We start from the raw sequence: 15,394 nt of genomic DNA, 5'->3' as shown, positions 1-15,394 counted from the left end.
CATCAGCCATCCACCCGTCAGTAGTACGAAAAGACGCCTATGAGCGACCTGGACCGATATCTCAACGCCGCCACCCGCGACAACACGCGCCGCAGCTACCGCGCGGCCATCGAGCATTTCGAAGTCAGTTGGGGAGGGTTCCTGCCGGCCACCAGTGACAGCGTGGCGCGCTACCTGGTGGCGCATGCCGGGGTGTTGGCAGTCAACACCTTAAAACTGCGGCTCTCGGCCTTGGCGCAATGGCATACCAGCCAAGGGTTTGCCGACCCGACGAAAGCGCCGGTGGTACGCAAGGTGCTCAAGGGCATCCGCGCGGTGCACCCGGTGCGGGAACGCCAGGCCGAGCCTTTGCAGCTCACGCAGTTGGAACAGGTGATCGCAGCCTTGGACATTGAAGCCAAACAGGCCAGCGAGCACTACGACCAGCCGCGCTTGCTGCGGGCCAAGCGCGACGCTGCGTTGATTCTGTTGGGCTTCTGGCGAGGCTTTCGCAGTGATGAGCTGTGCCGATTAAGCATCGAGCATGTGCAAGCCGTGCCCGGCGCAGGCATCAGCCTGTACTTGCCGCGCAGCAAAAGTGATCGAGACAACCTCGGCAAGACCTACCAGACCCCGGCGCTGCTGCGGCTGTGCCCGGTGCAGGCTTATAGCGAGTGGATCAGCGCCTCGGCTTTGGTGCGCGGCCCGGTGTTTCGCGGCATTGACCGCTGGGGCAACCTGGGTGAGGAGGGCTTGCATCCCAACAGTGTGATCCCGTTATTGCGCCAGGCCCTTGAGCGCGCAGGCATCCCCGCCGATCAATACACCAGCCACTCCCTGCGTCGGGGCTTTGCCACTTGGGCGCACCGCAGCGGCTGGGACTTGAAGTCGCTGATGAGTTACGTCGGCTGGAACGACATGAAATCCGCAATGCGCTATGTTGAAGCGACACCGTTTTTGGGCATGACCCTGGCGACCCAACCGCTGATTTGAGATTTCTTCTATTAATAGCGTCACCTGATAGAGAAAGCCAATCGTCAGCATCAGGTTTGCCAATGAGCCATCGACCGAAAGAGCCGGTAGGATTCATCTCATCAACTTCTTAACCCCTGACGGAGAGTCAACGATGCCTATCATCAACAGCCAAGTAAAACCGTTTAAAGCCACCGCTTTCAAAAACGGCAGCTTCGTCGATGTGTCCGACGCTGACCTGAAAGGCAAGTGGTCGGTTGTATTCTTCTACCCAGCCGACTTCACCTTCGTTTGCCCAACCGAACTGGAAGACCTGGCTGACAACTACGCCGAATTCCAGAAACTGGGCGTTGAAATCTACAGTGTTTCCACCGACACCCACTTTGCCCACGCTGCCTGGCACAACACTTCGCCAGCCATCGGCAAAATCCAATACACCATGATCGGCGACCCAACCCTGACCATCTCCCGCAACTTCGACGTACTGATCGAAGAAGCTGGCTTGGCAGACCGCGGCACCTTCGTGATCAACCCAGAAGGTCAGATCAAGATCGTTGAACTGAACGACGGTGGTGTAGGCCGTGACGCTTCGGAGCTGCTGCGCAAGATCAAGGCCGCACAGTATGTCGCTGCCCACCCAGGTGAAGTCTGCCCAGCCAAGTGGAAAGAAGGCGAGGCCACTCTGGCGCCGTCTCTGGACCTGGTAGGCAAGATCTAAGTCTGTGAACGCGTATCAAGGGCGGGTATCCGCACTTAAGTAAGCTGCATCCGCCCTCAAAACGCCCGGGCGAGATTCGCTCGGGCGTTTTTTTGTCTGCAATAAACCGAATGAACAGGAAATCGCCCGTATGTTGGATGCCAATCTTAAAGCTCAGTTGAAGTCATACCTGGAACGGGTCACCCAGCCGATCGAGATCGTCGCTTCCCTCGACGACGGTGCGAAATCCCAGGAAATGCTCGCTCTCTTGCAGGACGTAACCAGCCTCTCAGCGCTGATTACCCTGAACACTGATGGCAATGATGCGCGCAAGCCATCGTTCTCCATCAACCGCCCGGGTGCCGAGATCAACCTACGTTTCGCCGGCATCCCTATGGGCCATGAATTCACTTCGCTGGTGCTGGCCCTGCTGCAAGTCGGTGGCCACCCGTCGAAAGCCAGTGTCGAGGTAATTGAACAAATCCGGGCCCTCAAAGGCGAGTTCAGCTTCGAGACTTACTTCTCGCTGTCGTGCCAGAACTGCCCGGATGTGGTCCAGGCGCTGAACCTGATGGCTGTACTGAACCCCAACATTCGCCACGTTGCGATTGATGGCGCGCTGTTCCAGGCCGAAGTCGATGAGCGCCAGATCATGGCGGTCCCGAGCGTGTACTTGAACGGGGTCAACTTTGGCCAGGGCCGCATGGGCCTCGAAGAGATCCTCGCCAAGCTCGACACCAGCGGTATCGAGAAAGCCGCGGAGAAAATCAGCGCCAAAGAGGCCTTCGACGTCCTGGTGGTTGGCGGTGGCCCGGCCGGGTCCTCGGCCGCCATCTACGCGGCACGTAAAGGTATTCGTACCGGTGTGGCGGCTGAACGCTTTGGTGGCCAGGTGCTGGACACCATGTCCATCGAGAATTTTATCTCGGTACAAGAAACCGAAGGACCGAAACTGGCCAGCGCACTGGAAGCCCATGTGCGTCAGTACGATGTGGACATCATGAACCTGCAACGCGCCAGCCGCCTGGTACCGGCGAAAAATGCCGGTGAGCTGCACGAAATTCGCTTTGAAAGCGGTGCGACCCTCAAGTCCAAGACGGTGATCCTGGCCACAGGCGCCCGCTGGAGAGAGATGGGTGTGCCTGGTGAGCAGGAATACAAAGCCCGCGGCGTATGCTTCTGCCCGCATTGCGATGGCCCGTTGTTCAAGGGCAAGCGTGTGGCGGTGATCGGCGGCGGAAACTCCGGCGTGGAAGCGGCCATTGACCTGGCCGGCATCGTCAGCCATGTCACCTTGCTTGAGTTCGACAGCAAGCTGCGCGCCGACGCCGTGTTGCAACGCAAGCTCTACAGCCTGCCGAACGTGGATGTGATTACCAGTGCATTGACCAGTGAAGTCAAAGGCGATGGCCAGAAAGTCACCGGCCTTGCCTATAAGGACCGCGACAGTGGTGAGTTCAAGATCATCGACCTGGAAGGCATTTTTGTGCAGATTGGCTTGCTGCCCAACACCGACTGGCTCAAAGGCACCGTAGAGCTGTCGCCGCGGGGCGAGATCATTGTTGATGCCCGTGGCGAGACTTCACTGCCTGGCGTGTTCGCCGCCGGTGACGTAACCACCGTGCCGTACAAGCAGATCGTGATTGCAGTAGGCGAGGGCGCCAAGGCTTCGTTGAGCGCGTTCGATCACCTGATCCGCACCTCCGCTCCGGCGTAAATCCTGGGCTGCAAATGAAAAACCCCATGAGCGATCATGGGGTTTTTCTCGTTCCCACGCTCCGCGTGGGAATGCATCCGGTGACGCTGCGCGTCACGCAGTGCTTATTACATCGGCGCCGGCTGGATGATCTCAACCCAATAAGCATCCGGGTCCTTGATGAACGCGAGGCTCTTCATGCGGCCATCCGTCAGGCGCTTCTGGAAGTCGCAACCCAGGGCTTCGAAACGTTCGCACGCCGCCACAATGTCCGGCACCGAGATGCAGATATGGCCAAAGCCGCGCGGGTCAGTGTTACCGTTGTGGTAGGCAAAGTCGGCATCGTTTTCGGTGCCGTGGTTGTGGGTCAGTTCGAGGATGCCAGGAATCGATTTCATCCATTGGGTACGCTCGGCGGCGTCGGCCGGGATCTGGGCCTTGTCCACCAGGGCCAGGAAGTACAGGCTGAATTCGGCTTCCGGGAAGTCACGTTTCTCGACCAGGGAAAAACCCAGGATGCGCGTATAGAAGTCCAGCGACTTGGTGATGTCCTTGACCCGCAACATGGTGTGGTTGAACACGAAGTTCGCCGTAGCGTTGTCGGGTTGGGCAGTGACGCCCGGGAAGGTGTTCAATTCGTGCAGGCTCATGGGCCCTCCAGAAAAAATGTGAGATGAGCGGTCCATTGGCTTGCGGCCTGCCTCCATGCAGGCGGGCCATGATACGCAAGGCGCACCGGCTGCGCCAAAAGAAAAAGCGCGCCCAACCCTTGCGGTCAGCGCGTGCAGGGCCGCACACTTTGCGGCTGGAACCTTGGGTGTTTTTTGCAATGATCGAGTTTCGTAGGCCGCTGTTGAGTGCTGTGTGCGTGTTGTTGGGCAGCCCGTTTGTGCTGGCCGCCGAGCCGGAGGTCCATTGGCCCAGCGGTTGGCAGGTCGAAGAAGTCGTGCCTGACGGCGAGCCACCTGCCAAACCCCAAGCAGTGTCCCGGCAACGAGCGATCAAGAATGATGAAAATGGCGCCACGTTGATGGTCATGGAGTTGACCGGGACGCCGATTGAAACCGGCCATAAAGTTAATCTTCCCGGGGTGTTGCTGGAGATGCGCAAGTCGATCCAGAAAGACTTTGCCCGTGGCGGTTATCAAAGCGTGTGTAGCAAAATGCACCCCACGACATTGAGTCGGCTTGACGCGTTGGAAACTACCTGCGTGATTACCGAAAACGGTCGACACGTATTGTCGCAAACATTAGTCGGTGCGCTGGATGTCGACAAAGCCTATGTTTTTTCATACGCCGGCCAGGCGCAAGCGTACGAGGCGAGCAAGGAGGAAGTCAGTTTGGTGCGTAACAGTCTGAAACTTTGACCCGCACAAGCTGAGCGAATTTGAACAACATGAACGCTGAGTTAAGTTCGATTCCGAACCGTTAGAGCAAAAAAAGCCCCGCGTATGCGGGGCTATTTTTTAGTACATGTTTCAGCCGCGAAGCCAGGAGTCTACAGTGGCAGCGCCGTACTCTTCTTTCCAGGCTTTAAGGCCGCGGTGGTTGCCACCTTTGGTCTCGATCAGCTCGCCGGTGTGCGGGTTGTGGTAAACCTTGACCACCCGTGCGCGGCGCTGTTTTGGGGCGGCGGCGGCCGGTGCGCCGCCTTTACGTGGCGCTGGGTCGAGGATAGCGATCACGTCGCGCAGGCTTTTGTCGTATTTGCCCATCAGCGTCTTGAGCTTTTCTTCGAATTCGATTTCTTTCTTCAAGCCAGCGTCATTCTTCAAGGATTCCAGCTGTGCAAGCTGTTCTTGAAGGGCTTTTTCTGCTGCGCGAAATTCGGCGAGTCTGGACAAAATCTGTACTCCAATAATGTAGTTGCTGATATCAACTGCAGACAAAGCTATAAGCCAAGAACGTTAAACCACGTCAACGAAAAAGACCCTTCTGCGAGTTCTGCACAGGCAGAAAAAATTGTAGTAGTTAATTCATCCCGAGTAAATCATGTCTTCTAAAGAAAGACCAATCTTTCATCGTAGGTCGCGCAAGGCTATTCAACGATCCCCAACGATTTAATGAATTCATCGCAGGGCAATGGTCGGCCAAACAGGTAACCCTGTAGGAACTCCACGCCTTGAGCAACGAGGTATTCACACTGTTGGGCTGTTTCTACGCCTTCGGCAACAATGCCTAGATCCAGCTTGACCGACAACTCTATGATGCTGTCGAGAATATGCCGCGACAGCGCATCCGCACCGATCATGGCGACAAAGCTTTGATCGATCTTCAAGTAGTCGACATTGAAATTGCGCAAATAGCCCAAGCTGGAGTGGCCGGTGCCGAAGTCATCGATGGCGATCATGACGCCCAGTTGATGCAGGGCCTCGAACAGGCGGCGGGTGGTCTCGGTGGGTTCGATCAACTCCCGCTCGGTCAGCTCCAGCACCAGGGTGACCTGGCCGGGTGGGAAGGCGGCCAGGAATTCCTGGCAGTCCTGCACCAGCGCCATGTCCTGGCAATGGCATGCAGTGATGTTCACGCCGATATGAAAGCCGGGGCTGAAGCGTGCCGCATGGGGCGCCAGTTGCGCGGCGGTCTGGCGCAGCAGGGCCCGGGTCATCGGCACGATCAGGCCAGAGTCTTCGGCCAGGGGAATAAACAGGTCCGGTCGCACCAGGCCTTCTTTGGGATGCCTCCAGCGCATCAGGACCTCACAGCCGGCCCATTGGCGTGTGTCACCCCGTACCACCGGTTGGAAATACGGGATGAACTCGTTGGCTCCCAAGGCGCGTTGTAACTCGTGGGTCGGCGCGGACGAGCGTTTTTGCAGCCAGTGAGCGAGCAGCCCCGCCAATATCCCAAAAAACACCACCAGGCTGAACAGCGCCGGATACCGCGCCTGCATGTAGCGCCAGACTTCACCCTCAGGCATCCCGGCCTCGACACTGTACCGATAGCGCTCGGAAGCCAGGCGTTGTGGTGCCACGGCAAATACCGGCAACGCGCCTTGATGCACCTTGCCGTCGGCACCCAGCCAGTTCGGGCCGACTTGCAATACCAAGTACGCGTAACGGCTGATCAAGCGCAGGGCGTTGGTGAGGTGGTAACCGTCAACCGAAGCAAACGCGCCTTGATCGCCTTCCACCAGGCGGTACACCAGCAGGGCGGTATCGGGTGTAACGGGGTTGCCTTTCATCAACCACAGGCGCCCATCCACATAGTCGTCCGGGTTGACGGGCGATTGGTAGCGACCGCCAAACAACGAGCTGCAATAGATGTTTTTCTGCCAGGACAGCGTCGTGGCCCGCACAAACGGCCGGCGCGTGACTTGTTCACGTAGCGCCAACTTGGCGCTGCTGTCACAAGGTTTACCCGCCAGCGGCAGCAAAGCCTGGGCAGCGATGGCGGTATTGTCGAGCATCAGGTCGAACTGGCGCACCGCTTCTTGAGCGGTTTGCGCCGTGCTTTGCTCAAGGGTGCGCTCGGCTTGCCAGTACAGAATCACAACCCCCAACAAGATGGGCAACACGCCGCTGGTTGCACTGATGAAATAGCGTGCGGCTCGGCTTCGTGGGCCTTTGACAGTCAGGGGCATAGGGGCAGTCAGTCGCGAGAAAAAGAGTGAGATAAGCCGATGATAGATGGCATTACGCAGGCCTGCTCACTTGTTTCAAGCGGGTTGACCTAGCCGTTCGGTCAGTTTTGGCGGGGGTCCGGCACCGCCCCCGCCCGAACCCGCAAAGTTCGTTGAAGTACAGATTGTGGAGGGTGTCGCCAACGCTGCGCATAGGCAGGTAACTAAGTGGGCGAGGGGTACAGCCCTTGCGCCAGCTCGATGAATGCCAGGGTAGCCGGGGAAGACTGTCGTCGATCCAGCACCGCCAGTCCGATCCGGCGCGGGACCCGCGGCGCCAATGGCAACGCCACATAGCGCCAGTCGCTATGTTCCGGCAAGGAAGCCTGCGCAACCACGCTCAAACCATCGCCCCGACTGACCGCCTCCAGCGTACTGAGCAACTGCGCACAGCGGTACCGTACTTTGGGCTGCAATCGGGCTTGACTGAACAAGCGCATCACCAGCTCCGACGAACCGGCTTCAGTCAGGATAAAGGGTTCATCGCAGAGGGCTTGCAGGGTCACGGCCTCACTGGCGGCCAACCGGTGCCCGACCGGTAGCAGCGCCACCAGTTGATCTTCCAGCAACGCGACCGTATCGAAGCGTTCCTGTTCCAGCACCACAAAACCGATATCCACCCGGCGTTCATCCAGCCACTGAATGACCTGGCGATCAGGCCCTTCATCCACATGCACTTCAATACCCGGATAAACCTGGCGAAAGCGGCTGAGGATAGGCGGTAACAACCGAACCGACGCCGTCGGCCCGAACGAGCCGATACGCAGCGTGCCACGCTTCATGCCGCGTGCATCCGCCGCTTCCTGCTGCAAGGTGTTGGCCAGCCCCAGCATGGCCCGGGCGCGTCCCAGCAATTGTGCGCCGATCTCGCTCAGTTCCACCGCCGTCTGATGGCGCCGAAACAACTCCACCCCCAGTTCCTGCTCCAAGGCCTTGATCGCGTGGGACACCGCCGACTGGCTGATACCCAGGCGATGCGCCGCACTGGTAAAACCTTGCAGTTCGGCCACCAGAGAAAAGATTTCCAGCTGGGTCAGGGTCATGAGTAAAGGCTCATTTTACGATGAGGAATAATTAGCCAAAGAATACGCCCATTCCTTCCCCACCTGAGCACCGCCTTATGCGTCAATTCGCCGATGGCCGCACTTATCTGAAGCTTGCCGCTGTCACCATGATCTGGGGCGGCACCTTTGTCGCAGGGCGCTACCTGGCCGATCAGGTCCACCCGCTGCTGGCCGCCACTCTGCGTTTCATGTTGGCCAGCGCTGCATTGCTGCTGTTCATGGCCGTTTCGCGCACGGCCCTGGTACGCCCCAGCACGCGCCAATGGGGCCAATTGGCGGTGTTGGGGTTCTTCGGGATTTTCTTTTACAACCTGTGCTTCTTTTATGGGCTGCAGTACACCAATGCGTCACGCGCCTCGTTGATTGTCGCGTTGAACCCGGCGGTGATCGGCCTGGCGTCCTGGTGGTTGTTCAAGGAGCGCCTGGGCCGCATCAAATGTATCGGTATCGCGTTGTGCCTGGCAGGCGCGGCGACCGTCATCATCAGTCGCAACCCCCAGGCATTGCAGGGCGCGACCATGTCCTGGGCCGGTGACCTGCTGATCCTCGGCTGCGTAGCCGGGTGGGGCGTATACACGCTGTTCTCCCGTGGGCTCAATCAGAGCCTGGGTCCGTTGCAGACCGTGACCTGGTCGGTGCTGCTGGGCACGCTGATGCTAAGCGTTACGGCGCTGGTTTCACCCAGAGTCACCATGGCAGGGCTGCACGCTATTGATCTGCCGCAACTGCTCAGCCTGATGTACCTGGGCGTGATGGGTTCGGCGCTGGCGTATATCGGCTATTACGATGGCATTCGTCGCATAGGCGCCACACGCTCCGGGGTATTCATCGCGCTCAACCCATTGACGGCGGTTATTTGCGGCGCGGTGCTGCTGGACGAACCGCTGACGATGGCGATGTGGGTGGGGGGCGCGGTCATCCTGCTGGGCATCTACCTGTGTAACAAACCCCTTGCGCAGGGCAGGGTAATGGGGATTTGATAAGACTACGGACAAACCCGGTTACGCTGTGTAGAATCAGTTTACGCATACAAGAATATGGACTTGCGCTCACGCAAGCCTCGGCCGTCAGAGACTGATGACACCATGAAGCTACTTGGCTCCCCCCTCATCTTTGGTGACTTCCTCGCCCGCAGCGTGCGAGGCCTTTCTTGTGCGCCACCCTCCAGCCTCATCCTTGCTCGCAACTAAACCATTGCTACCTACAAGAATGATGAGGCACCGAACATGACCGACCAACATGCAAACCCAATGGGCCTGATGGGCTTTGAATTCATCGAATTCGCCTCGCCGACCCCGGGCACCCTGGAGCCGATCTTCGAGATCATGGGCTTCACCAAAGTGGCCACCCACCGTTCCAAGAACGTGCACCTGTATCGCCAGGGCGAGATCAACCTGATCCTCAACAACGAACCCGATAGCCTGGCCTCGTATTTCGCGGCCGAGCACGGCCCATCGGTGTGCGGCATGGCGTTTCGCGTCAAGGACTCGCAGCAGGCTTATAAACGCGCCCTGGAACTGGGCGCCCAGCCGATCCATATCGACACCGGCCCGATGGAATTGAACCTGCCGGCGATCAAAGGCATTGGCGGTTCGCCGTTGTACCTGATCGACCGTTTCGGCGAAGGCAACTCGATCTACGACATCGACTTCGTCTACCTTGAAGGCGTTGACCGCCATCCGGTAGGCGCTGGCCTGAAGGTCATCGACCACCTGACCCACAACGTCTATCGCGGGCGCATGATCTATTGGGCCAACTTCTACGAGAAGCTGTTCAACTTCCGTGAAGCGCGTTACTTCGATATCAAGGGCGAGTACACCGGCCTGACCTCCAAGGCCATGAGCGCGCCGGACGGCCAGATCCGGATCCCGTTGAACGAAGAGTCGTCCAAGGGCGCCGGGCAGATCGAAGAGTTCCTGATGCAGTTCAACGGCGAGGGGATCCAGCACGTAGCGTTCCTCACCGACGACCTGATCAAGACCTGGGACGCACTGAAGAAGATCGGCATGCGCTTCATGACCGCGCCGCCAGACACTTACTACGAAATGCTCGAAGGCCGCCTGCCGAACCACGGCGAGCCAGTGGACCAGTTGCAATCGCGCGGCATCCTGTTGGACGGCTCGTCGGTTGCCGGTGACAAGCGCCTGCTGCTGCAGATTTTCTCGGAAACCCTGATGGGCCCGGTGTTCTTCGAATTCATCCAGCGTAAAGGCGACGATGGGTTTGGCGAGGGCAACTTCAAGGCGCTGTTCGAGTCGATCGAGCGCGACCAGGTGCGTCGTGGTGTACTGACCGCAGATTGATCGACAGGCTAAAGCAAAAAAGCCCGGTTTTTTACCGGGCTTTTTTGTGCCTGATGCATCGTATTGCAAATGACCTGCGGTTTATTGGGAACAGATGTTTCTTGAGATATCACTCAGAGGGTAGGGCGCAGACAATTCCTGCGTGTCCACTATCAAGAGGCCCTTTTATGAATGTGAATTCTCCTACCCTTCAACGCCCGATCAGCCCGGCTATATCAACGGAGCAGGCAGGGCCTGTGCGCAATGTTCGTTCAGCCGCTAATGCAGACCCAGTCGATCAGGCGCGTAAAAAGTTTCTCGATGACGGTGAAACCGAGTATTTGGGCAACACACTCAGCGCCGAGGGATATCAGCTGACGAAAGCAGTGGTGTCACCCAATAAACCGGGAGCGCCCGGGGTGCAGGTCTCGACATTTGCCGTTGATGGCGTTCAGTCCAACGACATGATGGTGATCAAGCGGGTGCCGCCTACAGAGGATGGGCCCAACTTAGTCCTGTATATGCCGGAAGACGACGTGACCTCGTTTCACGAGTTCCAGAATGCAGAGCAGATGACGGCCTGGCTCAAAGAAGTGGCCAATGACCCGACTGAGCGCAAGCGATTTACGAAGCATTTTGCCAATGATCAAGCGCCCAAGCAGGAGGCGCGGGTCAACCAGAAATTTGGCATGTTCGCTGATGGCGATATCAATGCAGTGGTGGGGAGTTTTGGTTATGAGAAGGGGGATATCTTCGAGCGTTTAAACAAGGACGCTTCGATCCCACCCGCTCCGGTCGACGGGCTGGTGCGAACGCAGCTTTATAAACTGGAACCCGATGGCAAGGCGTTTTATGTCGGATATCGGCCAGATGGAGAAGCCATCGTCTATAGCTACGACGCTTATGGAAACTTGCACGGCGGCGGCCAAAAAAAGGACGCCAAGGAGCGCAGATTTTATTTCGTTCAAAATGGGTTGAATGAAAACAAACCGCTTGAACCCATGACGTTCAATGAGTTCCGCAAAAAAATAGCCAGTGTTTCCTTGGACAATGTGGGTGCCAATAATCTAAACGGTCTTTACGACGAATTCCTGAAGCAACTCAGAAGTCCTGGGCATGGCCTCGCCACCGCGTTGAAAGCGCTGGGTGTTCCTGAAGACATAGCCCACTCCATCGAAACCATCGTGAAAGACCCCGTCAAAGGAACGTTGCTTGAATTGAACCGCGACAATCGTATCGGCAAGCTGTTTGGTGTCGATCAGCAAGAGATGGATGCCAAGCTGGAAAGCGCAGGCAACCAAGCTCAAAACAACATCCCCTATTACGGTAAGTGGCGAGAGAGGTTGGAAAATACCGCCAACGTCATTGAACAAGTTGCCGGCACACCTGAAGTGCCGACAACCGAAGTCAGGACCTGACTCAATCGACAGAGGGGTACGGACGCCCCCACTACCGACATCCACGCTCAGCCTCCCATCAAGCCCGGCGCTGACGCACCAAATGCTTGAACCCCTCATACACCAGCACCATCACCGCCAGCCAGATCGGAATATAGGTCAGCCACTGTCCGCCCTCGATCCCTTCGCCCAACAGCAGCGCCACTCCCAGCAGCAATACCGGCTCCACATAGCTCAGCAGCCCGAACAGGCTGAACGCCAACAAGCGACTGGCAATGATGTAACTCACCAGCGCCGAGGCACTGATAAGGCCCAGCATAGGAATCAATGCATAGAGCTTTGGTTGCCCATCCAGTACGGCAAAGCCTTGTTCGCCGCTTTGTACAAACCACCAAGCCACCGGCAGCATCAACGCCATATCCAGCCACAGCCCTCCCAGATGATCAGTGGTCAGGTATTTACGCACCACGAAGTACACCGGGTAGCCGATGATCACCACCAGTGTTGCCCAGGAAAAACCACCGGCCTGATACAGCTCGTTCAACACGCCCAGCGCGGCGAACACCACGGCAATCTGTTGCAGCCGTGACAGGCGCTCGCCGTAGACCAGGCGCCCGGTGAGCACCATGGTCAACGGCAGCAGGAAATACCCCACGGACACGTCCAGGCTGCGCCCATTGAGCGGCGCCCACATGAACAACCACAGCTGCACGCCGAGCAAGGCCGACGACACCAGTACACCGCCGACCAGCCGTGGCTTGGCCGCCAGCATGCGCAGCAGTTCCCAGACCCTGCGCCACTCGCCGCTGACGAGCATGAACATCGTCATGCAGGGCACGGTGAGCAACATGCGCCAGCCGAAAATCTCCAGGCCACTCAGGGGTGTAAGCAGTGATGTGAAGTAATACATCACGGCAAACAGCACCGAGGCCAAGACCGATAACACAACACCTTTAGACACGCTGTCCTCGCGAAAGCCAATTATTGCGCGGGTAGTCTACAGGCGTGCCAATCGACCGGATACAAAATGCCCGACATCGTTGAACCCCGGCGAGGACGAATGCCCTGGCGTAACCAACGAATCAATGAACGCCTCGTCCTCAGCGCTGATCTTCACCGCCAGCGCTCCGGTGTAGGCGTCCCACTGCGCCTCGGTTCGCGGGCCGACAATCGCCGAGCTCACCGCCGCATTGTTCAGCACCCAGGCGATTGCGAACTCGACGATCCCCACGCCACGCCCTTGAGTGTATTGCTGGATCTGCTGGGCAATGCGCAGTGATTCAACCCGCCACTCGGTTTCCAGGATGCGCTTGTCCTGGCGCGCGGCACGGCTGCCGGGCTCGGGCGTGACGTCCGGTGCGTACTTGCCGCTGAGGACCCCTCGGGCCAGCGGACTGTAAGGCACCACACCCAGGCCGTAGGCCGCTGCAGCGGTGATCTGCTCGACCTCGGCCTGACGGTTGACGATGTTGTACAGCGGCTGGCTGATGATGGGTTTATCCACGCCCAGGCGCTCAGCCAAGCGGATCACTTCAGCGATACGCCACCCCCGGTAATTGGACAGGCCCCAATAACGGATCTTGCCCTGGCGGATCAGGTCACCGATGGCGGAAACGGTCACCTCCAACGGCGTGTCGTGGTCTTCGCGGTGCAGGTAGTAGATGTCCAGGTAGTCCGTGTCCAGGCGTGCCAGGCTGGCGTCCAGCGCGTTGAACATACGCTTGCGGCTCAAACCGCTGCGGTTGGGCACGCCATCGGCAGGACCGAAGCCGACCTTGGAGGCCACCACCCAATCCTGGCGGTTGCGTGCAATCGCCTCGCCGACGATCTCCTCGGAGCGCCCGCCGGTATACACGTCAGCTGTATCGATGAAGTTGACGCCCTGGTCCCAGGCCTTGTCGATGATGCGCAGCGAATCTTCGGTGCTGGTCTGTTCGCCAAACATCATGGTGCCGAGGGTCAGAGCGCTGACCTTTAACCCGGACTGGCCCAATGTGCGATAAATCATGCAAAGCTCCCATGGCAGGTAAACGTGAGTCATGCAATACCAGACCCGAGCGCTCTGGAACAAGCCCTGAGCGCATTTCTTCATGCGCGTAGCAAAGTCTCGCAGCGGGCCTGTAAAAAACGATGCAGCACTTTCACGCGTTCTGACACTTGCAGGCGGTGGGGGCACATCAGGTTGAACGGCGTGGGTTCGCCTTGCCAGTCGGGCAGCAGGGGCACCAGCCGCCCGGCCTGGATATCGCGGGCCACGTCCAGGTTAGCTTTATAGGCAATGCCATGCCCCGCCAACGCCCAGCGGCGGACAATCTCGCCATCGTCGCTGAGATAGTCACCGCTCACTTCAACCTCCTGGAGCAAGGCCGCCTGGCGGAAATACCAGGTGCTATTGGCCTGGCCCCGGCGCATATACCGCAGCGTACTGTGGTGCGCCAAGTCTTGGGGCATACGCGGGGTGCCATGACGCGCCAGGTAATCGGGGCTGGCGCAGGCAATGCGTTGGTGGCCTGGCACCACCGGCAGGGCCACCAGGCTTGAATCCCTGGGCACGCCAAAGCGCAAGGCGATGTCGACGGTGTCGCGAAACAAATCGGCATTGCTGTCGTTGAGCAACAGTTGCAGGCGGATAGTGGGGTGTTCCAGCTTGAACTCATCCAACCAGCCCAGCAGCACATTGCGGCCAAAGTCCGAGGGCGCGGACAATTGCAACAAACCACTGAGGCTTTGGCCTTGTTGCTTGATGGCGTGTTCGCCTTCGGACAGGGCTTCCAGCGCTACCCGCACGCTGTCCAGATAACGCCGGCCTTCTTCGGTCAGACGCATACTGCGGGTGGAGCGGGCAAGCAGGCGGATGCCGAGCCGGGTTTCAAGGCGCTTGAGGGCAATACTGGCCGCTGCTGGGGTAATGCCCAGGCCACGGGCGGCGGCCGTCAGGCTACCGGTGTCGGCGCTGCGCACGAAGACTTCAAGGTCGAGAATTGAACTCATTGATAAAAATCCTTTAAAGATCTTGTCGTTTTACCCGGATTTTTCATCGATTACCAAACTGGGAAGATGAACGCTCACTTTCTTACTCAGGTAGCTTTCTCATGACCTCTTCTCTGACCGGCAAAACCGTCATCGTTATTGGCGGCAGCAGCGGTATCGGTGCGGCAGTGGCCCAGGCAGCCTTGGCGCGAGGCGCGCACGTGATCGTGGCCGGGCGCCGCTTGGCCTCAAGTTTCGACAATGGGCTGCGCAACGAACCGGTGGACGTCACCGACAGCGCCTCGTTGCAGCGGCTGTTCGAAACCGTAGGGCGCTTTGACCATCTGGTCTACACCTCGGGGCCTTCGGTGCGGGCCAAGCCGTTGAGTGAAACAGATCTGGATGAAGCCCAGGACAACTTCGATGTGAAGCTCTGGGGCGCGCTACGCGCCATTCAACACGCGCTGCCCTTTCTGCATGAACAGGGCAGCATCAGTCTGACCTCCGGCCAACTGGGGCGTAAACTGGCGGCTGGGCAGTTCATCAAGACCGGCATTAACGCTGCGACCGAGGCATTGGGCAAACAATTGGCCAAGGAACTGGCGCCGCGTCGGGTCAATGTGATCAGCCCAGGGGTAATTGATACACCGGCTTATGCAGGGCTTGGAGAAGAGCAACGCTTGGCGATGCTTGCCAAGGCGGGAGGGGGCTTGCCG

15 protein-coding genes are annotated in these 15,394 nt (G+C 58.5%); 8 read left to right on the top strand and 7 right to left on the bottom strand.

The genetic code is table 11. From position 1 onward, the window contains the following. Positions 1-39: 39 nt before the first annotated feature. From CER19_RS08465 to ahpF, 3 genes are all read left to right on the top strand, one after another. Positions 40-972, top strand: a complete 933-nt coding sequence (locus CER19_RS08465) for a site-specific integrase (RefSeq protein ID WP_116666080.1) — start codon at positions 40-42, stop codon at positions 970-972. Positions 973-1,105: 133 nt separating this feature from the next. Continuing rightward, positions 1,106-1,669 (top strand): alkyl hydroperoxide reductase subunit C, encoded by a 564-nt coding sequence (gene ahpC, locus CER19_RS08460; protein WP_034119642.1) that lies wholly within the window; start codon positions 1,106-1,108, stop codon positions 1,667-1,669. Between the two features lie 130 nt (positions 1,670-1,799). Continuing rightward, positions 1,800-3,365 (top strand): alkyl hydroperoxide reductase subunit F, encoded by a 1,566-nt coding sequence (gene ahpF, locus CER19_RS08455; RefSeq protein ID WP_116666079.1) that lies wholly within the window; start codon positions 1,800-1,802, stop codon positions 3,363-3,365. A gap of 107 nt (positions 3,366-3,472) precedes the next feature. Here the strand turns inward: ahpF and gloA are convergent, their stop codons facing one another. Then, the gene (gloA, locus tag CER19_RS08450) at positions 3,473-3,994 is read right to left on the bottom strand and encodes a lactoylglutathione lyase (RefSeq protein ID WP_003191301.1); all 522 of its coding nucleotides are present in this window, start codon (positions 3,992-3,994) and stop codon (positions 3,473-3,475) included. A 179-nt stretch (positions 3,995-4,173) separates the two neighbouring features. Here gloA and CER19_RS08445 point away from each other — a divergent pair, with 179 nt between their 5' ends. After that, complete coding sequence (locus tag CER19_RS08445) at positions 4,174-4,710, top strand: DUF4946 domain-containing protein (RefSeq protein WP_116666130.1); 537 nt, start codon at positions 4,174-4,176, stop codon at positions 4,708-4,710. A gap of 111 nt (positions 4,711-4,821) precedes the next feature. Here CER19_RS08445 and CER19_RS08440 read toward each other — a convergent pair whose 3' ends face one another. From CER19_RS08440 to CER19_RS08430, 3 genes are all read right to left on the bottom strand, one after another. After that, positions 4,822-5,187, bottom strand: coding sequence for a histone-like nucleoid-structuring protein, MvaT/MvaU family (locus tag CER19_RS08440; RefSeq protein ID WP_003191298.1), 366 nt, complete (start codon positions 5,185-5,187; stop codon positions 4,822-4,824). Positions 5,188-5,381: 194 nt separating this feature from the next. Beyond that, positions 5,382-6,926, bottom strand: a complete 1,545-nt coding sequence (locus CER19_RS08435; protein ID WP_116666078.1) for an EAL domain-containing protein — start codon at positions 6,924-6,926, stop codon at positions 5,382-5,384. 203 nt (positions 6,927-7,129) lie between these two features. Continuing rightward, positions 7,130-8,008 (bottom strand): LysR family transcriptional regulator, encoded by an 879-nt coding sequence (locus CER19_RS08430; protein ID WP_116666077.1) that lies wholly within the window; start codon positions 8,006-8,008, stop codon positions 7,130-7,132. Positions 8,009-8,085: 77 nt separating this feature from the next. On the opposite strand from CER19_RS08430, the gene CER19_RS08425 reads away from it, so the two are divergent. The 3 genes from CER19_RS08425 to CER19_RS08415 all read left to right on the top strand — a co-directional run bounded on the left by CER19_RS08425 (position 8,086) and on the right by CER19_RS08415 (position 11,729). Next, complete coding sequence (locus CER19_RS08425; protein WP_116666076.1) at positions 8,086-9,009, top strand: DMT family transporter; 924 nt, start codon at positions 8,086-8,088, stop codon at positions 9,007-9,009. Positions 9,010-9,255: 246 nt separating this feature from the next. Beyond that, entirely contained in the window at positions 9,256-10,332 is a 1,077-nt protein-coding gene (gene hppD / locus CER19_RS08420) for a 4-hydroxyphenylpyruvate dioxygenase (RefSeq protein WP_014718504.1), read from the top strand. A gap of 167 nt (positions 10,333-10,499) precedes the next feature. Continuing rightward, entirely contained in the window at positions 10,500-11,729 is a 1,230-nt protein-coding gene (locus CER19_RS08415) for a dermonecrotic toxin domain-containing protein (protein WP_371921539.1), read from the top strand. Between the two features lie 58 nt (positions 11,730-11,787). Here CER19_RS08415 and rarD read toward each other — a convergent pair whose 3' ends face one another. From rarD to CER19_RS08400, 3 genes are all read right to left on the bottom strand, one after another. Then, complete coding sequence (gene rarD, locus CER19_RS08410; protein ID WP_116666075.1) at positions 11,788-12,669, bottom strand: EamA family transporter RarD; 882 nt, start codon at positions 12,667-12,669, stop codon at positions 11,788-11,790. A 36-nt stretch (positions 12,670-12,705) separates the two neighbouring features. Then, complete coding sequence (locus CER19_RS08405) at positions 12,706-13,716, bottom strand: aldo/keto reductase (RefSeq protein ID WP_116666074.1); 1,011 nt, start codon at positions 13,714-13,716, stop codon at positions 12,706-12,708. A gap of 80 nt (positions 13,717-13,796) precedes the next feature. After that, positions 13,797-14,699 (bottom strand): LysR family transcriptional regulator, encoded by a 903-nt coding sequence (locus tag CER19_RS08400; protein ID WP_116666073.1) that lies wholly within the window; start codon positions 14,697-14,699, stop codon positions 13,797-13,799. A 101-nt stretch (positions 14,700-14,800) separates the two neighbouring features. On the opposite strand from CER19_RS08400, the gene CER19_RS08395 reads away from it, so the two are divergent. Continuing rightward, positions 14,801-15,394 (top strand): SDR family oxidoreductase (locus tag CER19_RS08395; protein ID WP_116666072.1); only part of this gene is annotated, 594 nt, incomplete at its 3' end.

The organism is Pseudomonas sp. GL93, assembly GCF_003408955.1.
Taxonomy (GTDB): Bacteria; Pseudomonadota; Gammaproteobacteria; order Pseudomonadales; family Pseudomonadaceae; genus Aquipseudomonas; species Aquipseudomonas paracarnis.
This window is presented reverse-complemented; position numbering and strand designations above follow the sequence as displayed.

Coding starts and splice junctions, on each gene's coding strand:
- CER19_RS08465 (WP_116666080.1), top strand. CDS start 40: ATGAGCGACCTGGACCGATATCTCAACGCCGCCACCCGCGACAACACG.
- ahpC (WP_034119642.1), top strand. CDS start 1,106: ATGCCTATCATCAACAGCCAAGTAAAACCGTTTAAAGCCACCGCTTTC.
- ahpF (WP_116666079.1), top strand. CDS start 1,800: ATGTTGGATGCCAATCTTAAAGCTCAGTTGAAGTCATACCTGGAACGG.
- gloA (WP_003191301.1), bottom strand. CDS start 3,994: ATGAGCCTGCACGAATTGAACACCTTCCCGGGCGTCACTGCCCAACCC.
- CER19_RS08445 (WP_116666130.1), top strand. CDS start 4,174: ATGATCGAGTTTCGTAGGCCGCTGTTGAGTGCTGTGTGCGTGTTGTTG.
- CER19_RS08435 (WP_116666078.1), bottom strand. CDS start 6,926: ATGCCCCTGACTGTCAAAGGCCCACGAAGCCGAGCCGCACGCTATTTC.
- CER19_RS08430 (WP_116666077.1), bottom strand. CDS start 8,008: ATGACCCTGACCCAGCTGGAAATCTTTTCTCTGGTGGCCGAACTGCAA.
- CER19_RS08425 (WP_116666076.1), top strand. CDS start 8,086: ATGCGTCAATTCGCCGATGGCCGCACTTATCTGAAGCTTGCCGCTGTC.
- hppD (WP_014718504.1), top strand. CDS start 9,256: ATGACCGACCAACATGCAAACCCAATGGGCCTGATGGGCTTTGAATTC.
- CER19_RS08415 (WP_371921539.1), top strand. CDS start 10,500: ATGAATGTGAATTCTCCTACCCTTCAACGCCCGATCAGCCCGGCTATA.
- CER19_RS08405 (WP_116666074.1), bottom strand. CDS start 13,716: ATGATTTATCGCACATTGGGCCAGTCCGGGTTAAAGGTCAGCGCTCTG.
- CER19_RS08400 (WP_116666073.1), bottom strand. CDS start 14,699: ATGAGTTCAATTCTCGACCTTGAAGTCTTCGTGCGCAGCGCCGACACC.